At 42.3% G+C, this 18961-nt stretch carries 14 protein-coding genes; 9 read left to right on the top strand and 5 right to left on the bottom strand.

What is annotated here, in order from left to right; translation table 11 throughout:
- The first annotated feature begins 161 nt into the window (after positions 1–161).
- The 3 genes from ACKGJO_RS10815 (at position 162) to ACKGJO_RS10805 (ending at position 6924) form a co-directional block, all read left to right on the top strand.
- Complete coding sequence (locus tag ACKGJO_RS10815; protein WP_411323455.1) at positions 162–3389, top strand: S41 family peptidase; 3228 nt, start codon at positions 162–164, stop codon at positions 3387–3389.
- 628 nt (positions 3390–4017) lie between these two features.
- A complete protein-coding gene (locus ACKGJO_RS10810) occupies positions 4018–5199 on the top strand; it encodes a c-type cytochrome (RefSeq protein ID WP_411323454.1) in 1182 nt (393 codons plus the stop codon).
- A 54-nt stretch (positions 5200–5253) separates the two neighbouring features.
- Positions 5254–6924 (top strand): hypothetical protein, encoded by a 1671-nt coding sequence (locus ACKGJO_RS10805; protein ID WP_411323453.1) that lies wholly within the window; start codon positions 5254–5256, stop codon positions 6922–6924.
- 37 nt (positions 6925–6961) lie between these two features.
- Here ACKGJO_RS10805 and ACKGJO_RS10800 read toward each other — a convergent pair whose 3' ends face one another.
- Positions 6962–9223: a histidine kinase dimerization/phosphoacceptor domain -containing protein gene (locus ACKGJO_RS10800; RefSeq protein WP_411323452.1), complete on the bottom strand. Its 2262-nt coding sequence runs from the start codon at positions 9221–9223 to the stop codon at positions 6962–6964.
- A gap of 107 nt (positions 9224–9330) precedes the next feature.
- Here ACKGJO_RS10800 and ACKGJO_RS10795 point away from each other — a divergent pair, with 107 nt between their 5' ends.
- On the top strand, positions 9331–10020 hold the full coding sequence (locus ACKGJO_RS10795) for an XRE family transcriptional regulator (RefSeq protein WP_411323451.1): 690 nt from the start codon (positions 9331–9333) through the stop codon (positions 10018–10020).
- A gap of 351 nt (positions 10021–10371) precedes the next feature.
- The gene (locus ACKGJO_RS10790; protein ID WP_411323450.1) at positions 10372–10683 is read left to right on the top strand and encodes a cupin domain-containing protein; all 312 of its coding nucleotides are present in this window, start codon (positions 10372–10374) and stop codon (positions 10681–10683) included.
- Positions 10684–10756: 73 nt separating this feature from the next.
- On the opposite strand, the gene ACKGJO_RS10785 is transcribed toward ACKGJO_RS10790, so the two are convergent.
- Complete coding sequence (locus ACKGJO_RS10785) at positions 10757–11314, bottom strand: pyridoxamine 5'-phosphate oxidase family protein (protein ID WP_411323449.1); 558 nt, start codon at positions 11312–11314, stop codon at positions 10757–10759.
- A gap of 21 nt (positions 11315–11335) precedes the next feature.
- Positions 11336–11500, bottom strand: a complete 165-nt coding sequence (locus ACKGJO_RS10780) for a CPXCG motif-containing cysteine-rich protein (RefSeq protein WP_411323448.1) — start codon at positions 11498–11500, stop codon at positions 11336–11338.
- 241 nt (positions 11501–11741) lie between these two features.
- Between ACKGJO_RS10780 and ACKGJO_RS10775 the strand changes: the two genes are divergently transcribed.
- The 3 genes from ACKGJO_RS10775 (at position 11742) to ACKGJO_RS10765 (ending at position 14851) form a co-directional block, all read left to right on the top strand.
- Positions 11742–13670, top strand: coding sequence for a M14 family metallopeptidase (locus tag ACKGJO_RS10775; RefSeq protein ID WP_411323447.1), 1929 nt, complete (start codon positions 11742–11744; stop codon positions 13668–13670).
- Positions 13671–13992: 322 nt separating this feature from the next.
- Entirely contained in the window at positions 13993–14172 is a 180-nt protein-coding gene (locus tag ACKGJO_RS10770; RefSeq protein WP_411323446.1) for a hypothetical protein, read from the top strand.
- 103 nt (positions 14173–14275) lie between these two features.
- Positions 14276–14851: a DUF2459 domain-containing protein gene (locus ACKGJO_RS10765; protein ID WP_411323445.1), complete on the top strand. Its 576-nt coding sequence runs from the start codon at positions 14276–14278 to the stop codon at positions 14849–14851.
- A 114-nt stretch (positions 14852–14965) separates the two neighbouring features.
- Here ACKGJO_RS10765 and ggt read toward each other — a convergent pair whose 3' ends face one another.
- Positions 14966–16702, bottom strand: coding sequence for a gamma-glutamyltransferase (gene ggt / locus ACKGJO_RS10760; RefSeq protein WP_411323444.1), 1737 nt, complete (start codon positions 16700–16702; stop codon positions 14966–14968).
- A 174-nt stretch (positions 16703–16876) separates the two neighbouring features.
- On the opposite strand from ggt, the gene ACKGJO_RS10755 reads away from it, so the two are divergent.
- Complete coding sequence (locus tag ACKGJO_RS10755) at positions 16877–17869, top strand: L-lactate dehydrogenase (RefSeq protein WP_411323443.1); 993 nt, start codon at positions 16877–16879, stop codon at positions 17867–17869.
- A 70-nt stretch (positions 17870–17939) separates the two neighbouring features.
- On the opposite strand, the gene ACKGJO_RS10750 is transcribed toward ACKGJO_RS10755, so the two are convergent.
- On the bottom strand, positions 17940–18896 hold the full coding sequence (locus ACKGJO_RS10750; RefSeq protein ID WP_411323442.1) for an NADP-dependent oxidoreductase: 957 nt from the start codon (positions 18894–18896) through the stop codon (positions 17940–17942).
- Between the last annotated feature and the right edge of the window lie 65 nt (positions 18897–18961).

Here is an 18961-nt window from a genome sequence, read left to right as displayed (position 1 = left end):
TATCAAGCAGTTGCTTGCGGTACTCAGCTACATTTTTAGGTTTCAGCATTCATGTAAATGACGACATTATCATATCTTAAATTAAACAATCCTTTACAGGGAAAAGATGTAAATTAGTTGAAATCCTAGTTCTTATACCACAATAACTACATCACTTTATCATGAAAAGGTCACTAACTGTATTTTTTATAGCTCTCTTTAGTACCGCTGTTTTTGCCCAGGTAAATCCACAGTGGTTACGATATCCAAGTATATCTCCGGATGGAACCACAATTGCGTTTACATATAAAGGAGACCTCTATTCAGTTGCGGCTGAAGGAGGAAATGCAACACAGTTAACTTTTCACGAAGCTCATGATTATATGCCGGTATGGAGCAAAGATGGATCCAGACTGGCTTTTGCTTCCGATCGTTACGGTAACTTTGATATCTATGTGATGGATGCAAAGGGCGGTGAAGCTACTCGGTTGACCTTTCATTCGAATGACGAAAAACCTTATAGCTTTAGCCGTGATGATACAGCTATATTGTTCGGAGCCGTACGTCAGGATCTTGCCAGTCACAGACAATATCCAACCGGTTCCCAGCCTGAATTATACAGCGTTCCTGTAAAAGGCGGTCAGGTTGATCAGATCTTTACTGTGCCTGCTGAATACGTGCAGTTAAGCTCAGATGGAAGCATCATGCTCTATCATGATAAAAAAGGCGGTGAGAACGAGTGGAGAAAACATCACACGTCATCAATAACCCGTGATATATGGAAATATGACCCTGCCTCAGGTGAGCATATCATGATAACATCCTTTGAAGGAGAAGATCGTCAGCCCGTATTTACCCAGGATGAACAGGCCATGTATTTTTTAAGTGAGCGAACAGGAAGTTTTAATGTATTTAAGAAAGATCTGAAAATAGATGGAGTAGTAGAACAACTTACCGGTTTTGAACTTCATCCGGTTCGTTTTTTGAGCATGGGTAATGGTACCCTTGCCTTCGGGTATGACGGTGAACTCTATACAATGAAGGAAGGCAGTGAACCGGTTAAAGTACCGGTCACAGTCCGGACTCAGTCTACGGTCAATGAGGATAAATTCATTACCATAAACGGGGGAGTAGAAGAAATGGCGGTATCGCCTGACGGAAAGGAGATCGCTTTTATCGCTCGCGGTGAGGTTTTTGTGACATCCGTTGACGGTGGCATGACCAAACGGATCACTGACACTCCTGAAACTGAGGCGCACGTCACTTTTACCCCGAAGGGAGATAAAGTAGTGTATGCTTCAGAGCGGGATGGGAAATGGAGTATTTACCAGACCGAGATCGTAAGAAGTGAGGAAGAACCCTTCTTTTTTGCTTCAAGTTTGTTAAAGGAAACGGCCTTAATAGAAACTGAAGAAGGTAATTATCTGCCAAGATTTTCACCCGACGGAAGTAAAATTGCCTATGTAGCCGGCAGAAGAACCCTGAAGGTAAAAGATCTGAAATCCGGAAACACTACCGACCTTATGACGCCGGAAGAATTGTTCCATATGAGGGACGGAGACAAGTATTTTCGCTGGAGTCCGGACAGCAAATGGCTTTTGGTAGGCTGGAGTAAATTGCTGAATAACAGTGAAGTGTTACTTCTGTCAGCGGACGGAGAAGACCGCTATAACCTGACTGAAAGTGGTTATTACGATTATTCACCAAAGTGGATAAACGATGGTAAACAAATGATCTGGTTTAGCAATCAAGATGGACTAAAAAGTTATGCTACCAGTGGCAGTTTCCAAAGTGATGTGTATACCATGTTCTTTGACCAGGAGTCCTGGGATAAATTCAACATGAGTGAGGAAGACTATAAACTCATGCAGGAAATTGAAAAGGTCAATAAGGCAGAAGGTGGTGACGACGAAAATGATGATGAGGAGAAAAAAGAGGAAGAAGAGGTCAAGAACATGAACATCGATTTTGACCGGATGAAAGACTGGACAAAAAAGCTGACGATACATTCCAGCTTTATGTCGGATGCCACATTATCCAAAGAAGGAGATAAACTCTATTACCTGGCCCGTTTCGAGGATAATTATAATTTATGGGAAACCGACCTGAGGACCAGGGAAACGAAAATGGCTATTAAGCTGAATACCGGTGGAGGCAGTCTTACCTGGGATAAGGATATGGAAAACCTCTATCTGTTGAGTCGGGGTCGAATTTCCAAGCTTGATCTTTCAGGAAATGCTTCGAAAGGCATCGAGATTGCCGGTGAAATGGATCTTGATGCGGGAGATGAAAGACAAAAAATGCTGGATCATATCTACATACGTACAAAAAATGTCTTTTATGAACCCACTTTCCATGGCAATGACTGGGATATGCTGTACGAAGAATATCAAAAATATGTTCCCTATATAGGTAATGCTTACGAATTCGCTGAAATGGTTTCCGAGTTGCTTGGTGAGTTGAATGTTTCTCATGCTGGTGCAGGTTACAGCAGCAGTATTGATAATGCTGATGCTACGGCTTCTTTAGGGATATTCATGGATTATGAACATGAGGGTAACGGTATCAAGATCGGGGAAGTCCTCGAAGGTGGTCCTCTGGATAAAGCCGGTCTTGACGTAGAATCAGGAATGATCATTCAGAGTATTGACGGAGAGACGATCAGCCCGGACCGGGATGTAGCAACTTATCTGAATCGTAAGGCAGGTCAGTTTACCTTGTTGGAAATTACCGACGAAACTGATAAGAAGTCCAGACAGGTAAGGATCAAGCCTATCAGTTTACGTGAAGAGCAGAACCTGCTCTATGATCGCTTTGTGAAGATCAATGCTGAAGAAGTGAGAAAAATGTCGAATGGGAAACTAGGTTATGTGCATATCCCGGGCATGAGCGATGGGCCTTATCGTGATATCTATAAAGATATGTTGGGAAAATATTACGATACCGAGGCTATTATCGTGGATACCCGCTTTAACGGCGGCGGTGACCTGGTGGCCGATCTTGTTATGTTCTTTTCAGGGGAAGAGTTCATAACCTATGCTACAGCCAGAAAAGCGGTAGGTGGAGAACCTACTTCCAGATGGACAAAGCCGACTCTGACCATGTTCAATGAATCGAACTATTCAGACGGACATTGCTATGCTCAGGGATATAAGGATATGGAACTGGGACTCACGGTAGGTATGCCTGTGCCGGGAACCTGTAGCTTTGCAGGCTGGGAAGGACTTCCCAATGGCGGTTATTGGGGAGTGGTTCCGGTCAGCGCAAAGAATAAAGCCGGTGAATGGATGGAGAATAACCAAACCGAGCCGGATATCAAGGTGAAAAATCAGCCGGAAATAATTTCAGCAGGCAGAGATCAGCAGCTCGAAAAGGCTATTGAAGAGCTTATGAAGCAGGTGAATGAATAAAATTAGGATAAATTCGATAGAAAAGACATAAAGCCGGTTAGATACAAACCTGAATTGTGTATTATCTAATTTTCTTCGTGATCCGCTCAAATTGCTCGTTCGTAAGTACGTTATGATTTATCAACTTTTTGGCCACGTTTGATCACCGGCGTTATTGATCTAAAACCAGGATAATATAGTATTTCGATATCGATATATTTGTTTTTTAAAGAAATCTAGACCTTGAAGTTGCTTTGGCGCCCCTCTATTTCTATAAAAAATGCTGAATGTAGCAGGTGGTCAAGGTGAATTAATGGCTTAACTTAAATTTTTAAAGACCGAAAAAGGGTGTAGTGTAATAATTGAACTGAGTTATTATTCACTTAGGTCTCTCATATCCATACGTATGCTTTTAAGTGCAACCGGTTTGAGCTTATCATTACTCTCCAGTTAGATCTTTTCCTCTTGGGTAGCATGGAGGGCACGTCCGATCTTTTGTTTGAGCGCATTATAACCTTCATGTAAAATTTGAATTTCATTTGTTTTGTGTGTGAGGCAATTTTCGCTGAAAGCATATTTAAAATTAATCTAAACAGATATTGTATTACGTTTAAGCATGAAAGCAGATTAATTATTAGAGAGAAAAGCCATGGAGAAAAGCTATCCTCACAAGAAACCACAAAATGTATTGGTAATTCTTGTTTCTACGTTTGTGTTTTTTGCTTTTACAGCGCTTAACGATTCTGACAAATATAGCAGCCTTACGGACGAAGGGTTTTATTCCATTGATACAACCTATACAGATTCTAAGCTTTCAGGTAAAGAAATTTATATGCAAGCTTGTGCAAATTGTCATGGAACCGATGGAAAAGGAGGATCAGTCAAGCAACTTGGTTTGCAAACACCTCCGGCTGATTTTACGGATTGTGATTTTGCGAGTAGAGAACCTGATGGTGATTGGATTGCTGTTGCACATCAGGGCGGCCCCACAAGAGGATTCTCCACAGAGATGCCAGCATTTGGTGAGGCTCTTTCCGTCGAAGAACTTCAAAGGGTTATGAATTACGTCCGCACATTTTGCACGAACGATAATTGGCCACGGGGGGAACTGAATCTGCCAAGAGCTTTGGTCACTGAAAAAGCGTACCCTGAAGATGAGGCTGTGTTTTCGTCTTTTATTGATGTGGAAAATGAAGGAGCAGTGACAAATGAAATTGTTTATGAGCAACGCTTTGGTATTAGGAATCAGATAGAAATCGTATTTCCGTTTGGGTACAGCCAAATGCCGGGTGGTGATTGGAGTGGTGGACATATGGGCGATCTGGCAGTTGGCGTGAAACGTGTTGTCTATCACAATTATGAAAGCGGAACAATTTTCAGTTTAACCGGTGAAGTGATACTGCCGACAGGCGATACGGCTACCGGTTTTGGCAAGGGTACAACGGTTTTAGAGCCATTTGCTTCCTTCGGACAATTACTACCGGCAGGCGGGTTCATTCACGTTCAGACAGGTTTGGAATATCCGATGCTAAAGGATAAAGCAGAAGATGAAGCATTTTGGCGAGCCGCACTAGGTAAGAGCTTTAACCCAAACCCCTGGGGCCGAACATGGTCACCCATGGTGGAAATGCTTGGATCAAAAGAGTTGGAATCCGGAACTGAGGTTCATTGGGATATTGTGCCTCAGATGCAGGTCACTCTTAACAAACGCCAGCATATCATGCTTAATGTTGGCTACCGAATACCGGTAGATGATGCCGGCAGAGATTCTCAGTTTATGGTCTATATATTGTGGGATTGGTTTGATGGTGGTTTTTTTGAAGGGTGGTAGAGCAGATTAGATGCAAATTGGTATAGTAAATAGTTTAATTAATGAGAGAAAGCGATGTTTAAAAACCTGATAATCATTATTTCACTTCCAATTTTGACGATTGCCTTAAGCATCGGTATAAATAATTATCGGGCTTTAAACCCGGATCCTGTACCTCAAATTCATGGTATGGATCTTGACACGGCAGAAAAGATGCTTTTCTCGACAGCAGATAATTGCATGAACTGTCACAATAATTTAGTTACATCATCGGGTGAGGATATCTCTTTTGGTGTTGACTGGCGTACCAGTATGATGGCCAACTCAGCTCGTGATCCCTACTGGCATGCAGCCGTTCGAAGAGAAGTAATGGACCATCCTGAATCTCAGACTGCCATCGAAGATGAGTGCTCTACCTGCCATATGCCGATGGCTCATTATCAGGCGGAAACTCAGGGGCAAATGACGCAGGTATTTGCCAATCTTCCGGGAAGCCAAACCGTAACTGAACACAGCAAGCTGGCAATGGATGGAGTATCCTGTACTACATGTCATCAGATTAAAAGTGATAATTTTGGGGAGCGTGAAAGCTTTGTTGGTGGGTTTCTTATTGATACCGAAAAACCAATGGGTCAGCGTGAAATCTATGGTCCATATTCCGTAGATCAGGGTCGATCAAATATAATGCACTCTTCATCAGGTTTCGTGCAGGCGGAATCAAAACACCTTATAGAATCAGAGCTTTGTGCAACCTGCCATACGCTTTATACCCATACTCTGGGACCTGATGGAGAAGTGATTGGCGAACTCCCCGAGCAGGTGCCCTACCTTGAATGGAAACATAGCAGTTTTGTCAATGATCAAAGTTGCCAATCCTGCCACATGCCGGTAGTAGAAGAAGACACGCCAATATCTTCTGTTTGGGGGCAACCTCGTGAGGATGTTTCAAAGCACTCTTTCAGAGGCGGTAATTTCTTCATGCAAAGAATGCTAAATCGCTATCGGGATGAATTGGGAGTGCAGGCTTTGCCTCAAGAAATGGACGCTGCTGTCAATCGAACCATCAAGCACCTGCAAACCAAATCAGCTTATATATCCATTACCAATTCAGAAGTAGTTGGGAATGAACTGATTGCTGATGTGAACATTGAAAACCTTGCCGGGCATAAACTTCCAACTGCTTATCCGTCCAGACGCGTGTGGGTCCATTTCTCAGTGACAGATGAGGATGATAATGTTATTTTTGAATCGGGTAAAGTAATGCCTAATGGCTCAATTGCAGGAAATGATAACGATCTCACCGGTAATCAGTATGAACAGCATTACAGTGAAATCACCGAGGAAGATCAGGTGCAGATCTACGAAGCAATACTTGTGGATCCTCAGGATCGCGTAACGACCGGACTCCTTACCGCAATTCGATACATTAAGGACAATCGAATTTTACCTAAAGGTTTCGATAAAGTCACAGCAGAGCAGGATATTGCCGTTAAAGGTTCTGCAGATAATGATAATGATTTCACGGGTGGCGGTGACCGCGTTCGATATCGAGTAAAGTTACAGGATGTGACCGGACCACTTCAGGTCAATGCAGAACTGTATTATCAGCCTATTGCTTATCGGTGGGCCCAAAATCTTGACTCATATGAGGCAAAAGAGACCAACAAGTTTGTGGGTTATTACAATTCTATGTCCGAATACTCCTCTGTAGTTCTCACCTCTGCAAAAATCTCAGTAATGAATTGAAAGTATCTATATAAAATCCGTAATACGAACTCCCTGATCATGTTTGGGCAAACGTATTTCCGTTTGGGCCTCTTATATTTAGTTCTCTTTTAAATTGCAAATGTGCTTTCATGCCTTGCTCGCTGGTAATTTTATAATCTGCTTGTAACTGTTGACTAAGTATTTCCACAAGAGTAAAACCGAGAGTGGGTGCTTTTTCAGGATCTATATTTTTATCAATTCCAACACCGTCGTCAAAATATATGATATGCACATCCTCTCCCTGTAAGCTCATATTTATATCGATCAGCCCATGCTTTTTATCATTAAAAGCATGTTGGTATGAATTCGAAATGAGTTCACTCAAAATTAATGCACAGGGTATAGCCTGATTGATATTAAGGTCCATTGCATCGGAGTGGATATGCACTTGTATGTTATCCGACTTATCTTGGTACAGGTTTTGGAGAATCTCAATCAGCTCATTGATGTAGGTGTCAAAAGAAATGCTAGAAAAACTCTTCGATTTATAAAGGTGTTCATGAATAGCCGCCATTGATTTGATACGTCCCATGCTTTTTAAAAGTGACGTATTAGCGGTAATATCATCCTCAAAGCCGGATTCCAGCTGTAATAATCCTGATACCACGGCTAAGTTATTTTTTACCCGGTGATGAATTTCCATCATCATGACTTCTCTTTCCTCAAGAGCCTTTTTAAGCTCTAATTCTATGTTTTTTTGCTCCGTTATATCTTGTATAGAACCGATTATGGTTAAAACTTTTCCTTCCTGGCTAGTTATTACCTCTCCCCTTTCATATACGTGTATGCGTTTACCACCCGGCAGGATCACATCGTGCTCAAAGTCTTTAAAATCAGCACCACTTGATGCCCTTTCTAAAACCATTTCCATTCGTTCTTTTGCGTGTGAGGGTAAGCGATCGAACAGAAGTTCAAGAGAGGCAGTGTGCTCTATTTTATCATACTGAAGGATTTCAAAGGTTTCATCCGACCAGTAGAGTTCATCGTGTTGCAGGTCCCATTCCCAACTGCCTATTTTTGCTACATGTTGGGCATTTTTAAGACGCTGATAGGCTTTTTGAAGGCTTTTTTCTTTAGCTTCATTTTCACGTATTGCTTTTTTCTCTTCTGATATATCTATGCCTATAAGCACCGCAAATTGTTCATCCTCAATATTCTGGCGAAAACCGGTAAACAGAAAAGGAATTTGTTTGCCGGTTTTGGTTAAAATTGTTAACTCAGCCTGGGCAGACTGTTTGTCAAAAATTTCATTGAGTTTCAGTAAAGCACTTTCGGCTTTATCCGGTGGCAGGAATTTAAAAAAATGCTGGTTATCTATTTCTTCCGGGCCGTATTCCGTGATAGCTTCCAAGTTTTTATTCAGCCTTTCCACTATCCCATCTTTATTGATAAGGCAAAAAATTCCGGGGAGGTTCTCGATAATGCCATCACTGAGGCTTTTCTCCTTCAAAAGTAGATTTTCGGTCGCTTTGCGTCGCGTAATGTCTTTTCCTGTGATGTAGAGCTTGTCTTCCGTCAATGAGGTATTTAGCATCAGGCAAATATTATCGTCTGATTTTGCTAAAAAATTTACCTCAAAATTAAACACGCCTTTATTATTTTCATTCTTCCATTGCTTAAGACGATCAACGTAATCTGATGAATTTGATGAGCCAAGGTATTGCGTAAGCCGATTTCCTTCCAGATTTTTTGAGGTGTAGCCAAATTTTGTGTCTATTTCTGTATGCACTTCTTCGATAACCAGAGAGTCTGGATCCACTATCATCAGGATATCGAGGGAGTTCTTTAAAAACCGTCTTTTCTTCTCAAGTTCCTCATTTTTCTTTTGAATCCGTTGCTTTTGAGAAATTAAATCTAGCCGTGCTTCTACCTCAGAGGCAAGAGTTCTTAGTGCCTCTTTTTGCATATTGGTTAGTTCCCCGGCCTTATCATCGATCACGCATAAGGTTCCTTTCAAATCCTCTGTAACTTTAAAACCCACCCCAGCATAAAATTTAATATTTGGATCTTCTCGCACGGCTTCAATGTGCCGGACTCTTTCATCGCTCTCCGTATTCGGAATATATAGGAGTTCACCATCCTTTGTGGTAAGCTGACAAATAGTGTCGGCTTTGGGGATCTGCGTATTTTCCCAGCCGACATTAAATAGTGTCCATTGGTATTTATTATCAAGGCAGTTAATCATCGCTGCCCATGTGCCACAGATGTAAGAAGCGAGGCGAACAATATTTTCAAAGCTATCCGGCTTTCCGAATTCACTTTGTATAACTTGTTTCATAAAATTCGCTTCCCTCTTTGATTGGCTTTTTTGTGTGTATTTTTTTATAGATTGATGCTTGTTGATAAGCTAAGAAACAAAGGATGCCTTAAATCTCAAATTTGAGAATGTTAGAATTACAATATTTAACACAGTCTATCTCTAATAAGCTCAAGCTCCTTGAGGAAGTTTTAGATCTTGATCCTTCTGAAATGGCGAAAATATGTGGCTGTAGTTTAGCCTCGTATTATAGGTACCGCGCAGGTAAATCAGTTCCGGGGTGGGATTTTCTGGTTCAAATTATTAATTATGATAAAAGAGTTAACCCAAATTGGCTGCTCAAGGATAGCGGGCCGGTTCTTAATAATGCTGCTTTTCCTTCTACAGACAGTACTATTAAGCTTCCTTTTTATAAGATGTATGAAGACAATATTAGCGGTGAAGGATCCCTGAGTATTTCTGATTGGCGTTCGAGTAAAGAAGAAATTACGATATGCCTTGACATTTTTAAATTTGTAAATATCGAATCGTTCGATAATTTAATTGTTATAAAAGTACAATGCGATGCAATGTATCCTGATATTAAACCAGGAAGCATAACTATTATCGATAGAGAGCAAAAAAATATAAACTTAGATGGTATTTATTTAATTAAGTTTACTGATGTTATACGTATGAAAATGGTTCAGAAAGCTCCCAATAATAAAATTCAGCTCTCCACGATCAATAGTAAATACAAACCCATGCTTATTCCTTTAGAGGAATTAGAGGATAATATAATTGGCAAAATTATTTGGGTAGGGACCCCCTATAATTAATTAGCAAAAAGAAACTACACCTTTTCAATTTTTATATATCACAAACAAATCTCATGCCACCTTCTGGTGATTGTTTATATGCTCTATAAGATAATTTGTGTGTCATGATGAAAAGAAAACAAACGAGCGCATACTTTGGTTTATCCTGAATATGATTCTAAAGGTGAATCACGGGGTTTATTTAAGTATACCAAATGCAGTATTGAAGTTATTTTGAAAGTATCGGACTGTACTTTAAAAGTTTCCAATGAATAATAAAAATACAATAGCAGGCGCAGGGCCTAATGAAATGCCCGCGCCCTCGTTTCTGTTATATCTTTGAATATTTAAAACAAAACTAGTGGACGAATTATGAGCAATTCAAATAAAGCGAAATTATCTGAAGGTGACGACGTGAAGGAAATCCTGGCAACAGGTGAAGACGTAGGATTGAGAATATGGAAAAATGAAAAGCCGGGTGCTGACAAAGAAACACACAGCAGTCCTTACGAAACAGTCGGCTATGTATTGAAAGGCCATGCAGAATTACATCTTAACGATGATGTGATTGAGTTGAAGGAGGGAGATTCCTATTTGGTTCCAAAAGACACGGCACACACCTACAAAATTTTGGAAACATTCTCAGCAGTAGAAGCAACATCACCACCGGCACATCTGCAGTAATCTGAAATCCTTAGATGTCATTATTAAAAGCCTGATGGTTATTCCATCAGGCTTTTTGTTTTTTTGAATGTGCTCAGGGAGCGATCCAGTTTCTTTTCCGGGATCCATCCGAGAAACGTTGAAAAGCCCGTAAATGACGATGGCCATTCAATTGAAGAAACTTCATGCTTTTAGCTTTGATGGTTATCACACAAAAATTTTCGGCACTTTCCAGATCCCAATCGTAGGCTTCGGCGGGATCTTGGATTACTTCTCCAGGACTTCTATGGGCTGTATAGGAATAAGCTCCATGTGAACCGGATTCATTCCAATACTTCATTTTTTTATGGTTCTCTGTTAGAAGGGAAGCTTTTCCTTTAATGCTAACCTGAAGTTTTTCTTCAGGATCGTAAAAGAGAAGACTTACAGAATCATTATTCTTGATCTCCTCAACCTTTTTGGACCGGGCATCAGTAAAAACAGTGATAAGAACGTCATCTTTACTGAATTCTCGCAGTACTACCATCCGTTGTGCAGGCGCTTTCTCTTTACTAAGGGTAGCCATCGTTAAGTAACGAAAAGCGTGATCCGGTTTTTTTGAAGCTTGTTCTAGTTGATCAAAAACCAGTTCCCAGGCGTTTTTAAGATCCATGTGGTGCTTAATGACTGACATTTATTGTCCTATAGTTGTTGCTTGAAATTGAAGCAGTTGTTCACCTTGAAATTTGTAATAAATTTTAATGGGATTGCAACAAACCTCACAATCCTCAATGTATTCCTGTTCGGGGTAGAACTGTTCCAAGATCATGTTGATCTGAACCCCGCAGTAAGGACACATAAATGTATGTTCAAACTCACCTGTAATCTATTAACGCGATAGTCATTAGTAAAAGTTCTATACATAGGTTAAAAAATATTCCGTTATCCGTGTCCCGCTTCGGGATGTTTATCAAGATCTCTGTTTGATCTTTATGCGAAGGTTCATCTCAGATCTTACACTCCATCACAATGTTCAAAATTTTTGTATCTAATCCATTACATTGCATGTAATTACTGAACGTTAACTAACCTTATTTGATATGAAAAGAATTGGGCTATCATTGCTTTTAGCCGTTATTATGTTCGGCCAGGCTTTTGCACAAAATTTTACTCCGTTAAATAAACCGAATTGGCCGGAATCGGATACTACCATGTACACCGTTGGCGGTGAACGGCATGGGATCAGTTTTTTTGAACAGCATCGGTTTCCGGAAGTTGAATATGAAGCAGGAGAGGAACTGACATTTAATACGTACCACACGGTGAATGTAATGTATGAATGGTATCAGCGTTGGGCTGAACAATATCCTGATATAGTAGACTTATACGAGGTTGCTAAAAGTTTTGAGGGACGAGCCATTCTCCAGATGACGATCACCAATAAGGAAACAGGAAAACACACTGATAAACCCGCTGCTTATTTTGAAGGTGGGCGGCATAGTGGCGAGATCACCAGCAGTGAATCTATTTTATGGCTTACTGAACACCTGCTTGAAAATTACGGAAAAGATCCTGAGATAACTGAATTGATAGATACCAAAGCCATTTATCTCCGTCCGCAAAATAATCCGGACGGCTCAAATCTTTACCTTCATACAGCTCAGGCAAACCGAAGCTCTGTTCGGCCACATGATAATGACAGAGATGGTCTCCTGGATGAAGATTCTGCTGAAGATCTGGATGGTGACGGCATCATTTATTCCATGCGAAAAAAAGCCGATCCTGATGAAATGGATGAAGCTAATTATATCATTGACCCCAGAGACCCGGAAGGTCGACTGATGAAACGAGTGCTGGCAGGAAAAGGTGATTGGTTTGTCTATTCTGAAGGCATTGATAATGACGTAGATGGAGACTACAACGAAGACGGCATTGGCGGACTAGACCTTCATCGTAACTATGCTGAAAACTGGAGGCCGGATGTGGGGCGTGAACTTACCGGCCGGGGTTATACTCAATATGGAGCGGGAGATTACCCGCTAAGTGAGCCTGAATCAAAATCTGTGGTCATGTGGATGCTGACCCATCCGAATATATCCGTCGTAAACTCAATGGACACGCGTGTTCCTATGCATTTACGTCCGCCATCCACTTCAAAGAGTGAAGAGCGAATGTACCCTCAGGATCTTGCCCTTTATGAAAAGTACGACAGCCTTGGTCTTGAGATCACAGAATACCCGTGGGCCGGGGATGTCTACGAGACCTATATGACCCGCTATCCGACCAACAGAGTAACTGGAGATCCTTCAAGGCCAAGCCCACTGTTTGGCCACGGGCCTGATTTTGGATATTTCTATTTTGGCTCCATCTGGTATGGCGATGAGCTATGGAATAACGGTGCGATGGAAGATTATAACAAAGATGGAATTTATGACGATTATGATGCTTTGCAATGGGATCTTCGTGAAAATGAAGGCCGAGGCTTTAAGGCATGGACCAAATTTGAGCATCCTGAACTTGGTGAAGTTGAGATCGGTGGGTTTCACCCCAAATTCTTCAGCCAGAATGGGCCACCATGGCAGCTTGAACGATGGGCCGAAAAACAAGCCTTATTCAATTTAATGATGGCAAAGGAACTTCCACAACTTACCCTTGATGATGTAAACATTGAGCAAACTGAGGAGAATACCTATAAAATATCCGTTAGCTGGACGAACACCGGAGAATTGCCGGTCGCCTTAGAGCAGGCACAGCTGGTTAAAATTGTCCGGGAAGATCGGGTTCAGCTAGACTTTGATTCTGAGCTTACCAAGGGCCATGAAGATGCCAAACTCAAGATCATCACTCCTGAGTTATACGATAAGACGATCCGGGCCGGATATACGGATGCCGGAGAATCTCAGGAAGTATATTTCGAGGTTGAGCTGAACGGCATTGAAGGCGCGAGGGGCACTGTTAAGATCCTATCGACCCGTGGCGGTTATATTGAGAAAAAGATCGAACTGGGTAATCCACCTGAGGAAGAATAACCTTTTCTGTTTTTGTTAACATTTCAAGCCCTGCACATCTATCATGAAGTGCAGGGCTTTTTGTTTTTGAGCACAAACCCTTTGTGTCAGGGTAAGGCCACCTTTCCTTAGAGTACCGCTTTAGAATCTTGCCTATTAGGAATGAGAATAGGTTCTGGCCAAAGCAACTCCCTTGTGCTAAAAACTTATAGTTAAGCTTCGGGCTCTATCACGTAGCCGGAGCTTCGTGACGAGTATAGAAGTATTTGTTAATTTACCTGCAGATTAATGAAAGAAGTGTTTTATTGCATTTGGTAAATCACTTATAATAAAACAAAGAGCTATGAATGTGTTTGCAGGCACACTTGGGTTAATTTTAATGGTATTTCTTTTTGTTCTTGGAATACTGTGGATCTTGGTCCCATTCCTGATCATGGGTACAAATAAAAGATTGGATAAATTGATTCGCCGGGTTGAAGATCTTGAGCGTGCGTCTAAAGTATCTCCCAATAAGAAAAAATAGCCTTCTTTTGGTCTCAAGTAGGTTTAAGCATCTATATTTAGATCTTATGAACCGTATCTACTATCTTTTCATATTGTTACTTTCTTTTTTTGTAACGAGCTGTTTGGGTCCGGTTTCCGAACTCTACCCCGAAAATAAAGAGCAACGTCCGGTTCAGGTGCATGTGGTGAATCTTGGCTGGCATACTGCTATTGCTTTTGAGGGCGAATATTTAAGAAAAAAGCTACCGCATCATAAAGAAATGCCGGGATCAAGGTTCCTAATGATGGGTTGGGGAGATGCCAAGTACTATCCGGCTAAACGGACGGGCATTGGATTGCTACTCAGAGCGGCTTTTTGGCCAACAGGAAGCGTACTTCACGTGGTTGGCTTTGATGATGATGTAGAAATCTATTTTTCAGGAACTGATGTTGTAGAGTTACATCTTAGCGAAGATGGTATGGAAGAGATGATCACCTATATATCAGAGCGTTTTCAAAGGGACGGGGAGGGAAAGCTGGAATATGCCGAGCCTGGATTGTACAGGAACAGTGCCTTCTTTAAGGCAAAGGAACTGTATTTTTTTCCAAGAACGTCAAACAAATGGACGGCCCGGGTGCTTCGAAAGAGTGGGTACCCAATTACACCATTTTATGCCATCACCGCTGATAATGTAATGCGGCAGGTGAGTAAGCATTGATCTTAAGATAGGTCCGGAATGTCTTATTCAGAAGTTATTATTTAATTGCCTTCCCAACGTCTTGGTTAGGAAGGATTGTGTGCACCAGCCTGCCACTCAATAATTAAAACAGAACTAGTAGCCCGCAGCTTGACCATCCACCCTCGACTCCGAGGCCCCAAAATACACTCCATTTTCATGGTCGCGCATGATAGCCTGGAAGCGGCCAAAGAAGCTGTCTCCGATCTGTACGTTATGCCCCATCTGTCGAAGAGCCTGAACCACATTAAAATCCACCCCGGATTCAATGCTCACTTGACCTGAATTGGTCAATTTATCCGAGAGCTCGTCAGTAGGCTGTGTCGACCCAGAGTGTTCCCATCGGAAGGCGTCTCCAGCCTGCTGAATATTCATCCCAAAATCGATCACGTTCGTTAGAATGCTGACATGTCCGATCGGTTGATAACCGCCCCCCATATTGCCAAATGCCATGATGGGTTTGCCATTCTTCATCAAAAATCCGGGAATGATGGTGTGAAACGGTCGCTTGCCCGGAGCATAGACATTGGGGTGATTTGGATCGAGGGAAAAAAGTTCACCACGGTTCTGAAAGCTGAATCCGGTTCCGGGAACCACAAAACCTGTTCCCATGCCACGGAAATTACTCTGAATGAGTGAGACCATATTGCCTTCCTCATCAGCCGTTGTAAGGTAGATCGTATCGCCATCTTCCAGTACCTCAACCCCTGTGGTGAGATCACGGCGGGCACGATCACCGATCAGTTTACGTCGCTCAGCGGCATATTCTTTGGATAGCAATTTGTCGTAGGGAACATCATGAAAAGCAGGGTCGGCGTAATGTTTGGCGCGATCTTCAAAAGCCAGCTTTTTGGCTTCGATCATTAAATGAAGGGTTTTTACAGTTCCAAATCCTGTTTCGGTCAGGTCGAATCCTTCCAGAATGTTGAGCATCTGAAGGACAGCAGTCCCCTGCACGTTTCCACCCACTTGATACACATCATAGCCCCGATAGTTCACGGTTTGTGGTTTAACCCACTCTGAGTGGTGTTTGTCAAAATCCTCATATCGAAGGTACCCGTTATTTTCTTTCATCCATGCATCGATCTTTCTGGCGATCTCTCCACGGTAAAAGGCATCCCGGCCTTGTTCAGCAAGCAAACGGAAGGTGTTGCCAAGATCGGGATTGCGAAAAACCTCGCCTTTTTCAGGTCCTTCGCCGTCGATGGTAAAGGTTTCCTCAAAAGCACCGGGTTGTTGTTTCAGGAAGGGGACACTGCGTCTCCATGAGGCTGAGATCGCCTCACTGACCGGGAAGCCATTTTCAGCATAAAAGATCGGTTCAGATAAAATAGCATTCATGTCAGTCGATCCAAATCGATCATGCATTTCGAACCATCCATCAACGGCTCCGGGTACGGAAACTGAAAGCAGGTCGTAAGCAGGAATATCGTCTTCTCCTTTTTCTTTAAGGATCTGCATCAGGCGGTCGTATGAAAGTCCGCGTGGAGAGCGCCCACTTGCATTCAGCGCATAAAGTTGACCACTTTCGGCATGCCAGATAATGGCAAACAGGTCGCCACCGATGCCGTTACCGGTGGGCTCCATAAGTCCCATGGCGGCGTTGGCGCCAATAGCTGCATCAATGGCATTACCTCCATTTCTGAGGATATCCAGGCCAACCTGTGTAGCCAAAGGCTGACTTGTGGCCACCATGCCGCGCTGAGCGATAACCTCAGAACGGGTAGAGATCAGATTACCGGATTCGCGGTCGATCTGTGCGAGTATAGTTTCTGACGGTATAAGAAGCAGTGTGAATAGGAATGGAGCAAATAGGGTATGAAGGCGTTTCATCAGTGGTTGAATTTTATTAAGTATGAATTGGATTATACGATCCGATGATGCCTTTTACAAAACATACTGTTTCAAGGCGATCTTAATGCTTCCTTTTAGGGATCTGAAACGCATTGAGCAGACTTCGGGTTACGATGATACACTCACTCACACATATAGTATAAAAAACTCATTATGGATAATACCTTAAAGTCACAAACACCTCATTCTAAAAACCCTTCATCCTGGCGTTCTAGAAAAGTGGCTATTGTTGGAGCCGGCGCTGTTGGGGCCACTTTTGCCTATGCCATGGCACAAAATGGTGCAGCTGACGAGGTCTGCCTTATCGATGTAAATGAAGAGCTCTGTAAAGGGCAGGTTTTGGATCTGGCACATGGACTGCCATTTTATCCAACCAGCGAGATATATGTCGGTTCAGAGCAAGATTACCGGGATGCAGATGTTATTGTGATCACGGCAGGGGCGGCACAAAAGAAAGGTGAAACGAGGCTCGACTTGCTGAAAAAGAACGGATCCATCATCGAAGGTATTGTGGATCAGATCACAGCGCAGGGTTCTGAGGCTGTGATAGTTGTGGTTACAAATCCCGTGGACATTCTCACCAAGATCGCGCTTGAGCGATCAGGATGGGATCGAAATCGCGTGATCGGATCCGGTACGGTGCTCGACAGTTCACGCTTCAAGTATCTGCTCAGTGAATTCTTTGATGTATATGTGGGAAGCATACATGCCTATATATTGGGTGAACATGGCGACAGTGAGTTTGCCGCCTGGTCCATGGCCAACATTTCCGGGGTGCAACTCGATGAATACAGCGATCAGCTGGGAATAGAAGACTGGCCTCAGAAAAAACATGATATTGAGCAGGATGTGAGAGACTCAGCTTATCACGTGATCGATTATAAGGGGGCAACCAACTTTGGTGTAGGCCTTGCTTTAGTGCAGATCGTGGAAGCTATTTTAAAAGATCAGCGCAGGGTGCTGACCGTCTCCTATCACTTAGAGGGAGAATATGATATTGATGATGTGTGCTTGGCAACACCGTGTCTTCTTTCGCAACATGGAGTGGCCTCGATCATTGGAACAGAGCTGACTACTATTGAAAAGAGCAAGCTTCTCAATTCAGCTAAGATCCTCAAAAAAGAGTATACAAATCTAAAAGGTTAAACTGTCAGATAACCAAATTAAAAAGAGCCAATCTAAATTAAATCGGCTCTGAAACTTTACAGTTTGTCTACTACGGAGTAATAACCAGTTTTCCTCTGGTATGCAGTTTTTCAATTTCCTGCAATGCTTGACCGGCTTCCTCCAGTGAATAGGTGTTGGAGACCGGTACTTTGATTTTACCGTTGTCGGCAAGTCCGGCAATATGTTCAAGTTGTTCTGCATTCGGTTCTACAAATACATATTTGAATTCAATATCATCGCTGATATCAGGTTTACTTTTGGTTATAGAGACAACTTTCCCACCTTCTTTTAAAACATCCTTTTCCATGACTTCTGTAAAAGAATCTCCACGTGAACAATGAAATATAAGATCAACGCCTTCCGGTTGGGCTTTTTCAACTGCCTTACCTACGTGATTTTTTTTGTAATCAATTGTGATTTCAGCCCCGAGTTCTTTCATGTATTCATGATTGGCTTCACTCGCCACTCCAATAACATTTGCTCCAACAGATTTTGCTAATTGAATAGCCAAAGTGCCCACTCCACCTGAAGCACCTAAAATTAATAGGGTCTCCCCCCTTTTGAGATCACCAAAATCAAAAATGGCCTGATAGGCTGTTAATCCCACTAACGGGATTCCGCCGGCTTCGTCCATAGAAATATTGGTTGGTCGTTCGGCAAGGTAAGATTCCGGTAAGCTGACATATTCTGCGAAAGTTCCGTGTTGAATTTTGGGGCGTCTTGCATAGGCATAAACTTCATCTCCAGTACTAAAACGGCTGACCGAGTGGCCGGTTTCTTCAACAACACCCGCTACATCCCAACCCGGAATGAGTGGAAAATCACCGGGAATAGCATCTTTAAGCATACCCCTTACTACAGCAGCATCAACAGGATTGACTCCGGCTGCTTTTACACGGATTAAAACTTCTCCTTCACCGGCTTCAGGTTTATCCAGTTGACCGGTTTTTATATTGGTTAGGTCACCGTAATCCTCAATAAAGACGGCTTTCATTTGTTCACTCATAGTTCGATGTTTTAAATTTATGTGATTTATTTTCTGTAAAAACAAGTGTGGGGAAGAATGAGTTC

The sequence above is a fragment of the Gracilimonas qinghaiensis genome (assembly GCF_046602855.1).
Classification (GTDB): domain Bacteria; phylum Bacteroidota; class Rhodothermia; order Balneolales; family Balneolaceae; genus Gracilimonas.
The sequence above is the reverse complement of the archived record's forward strand: the minus strand, read 5'-3'. Positions and strand labels throughout refer to the sequence as shown.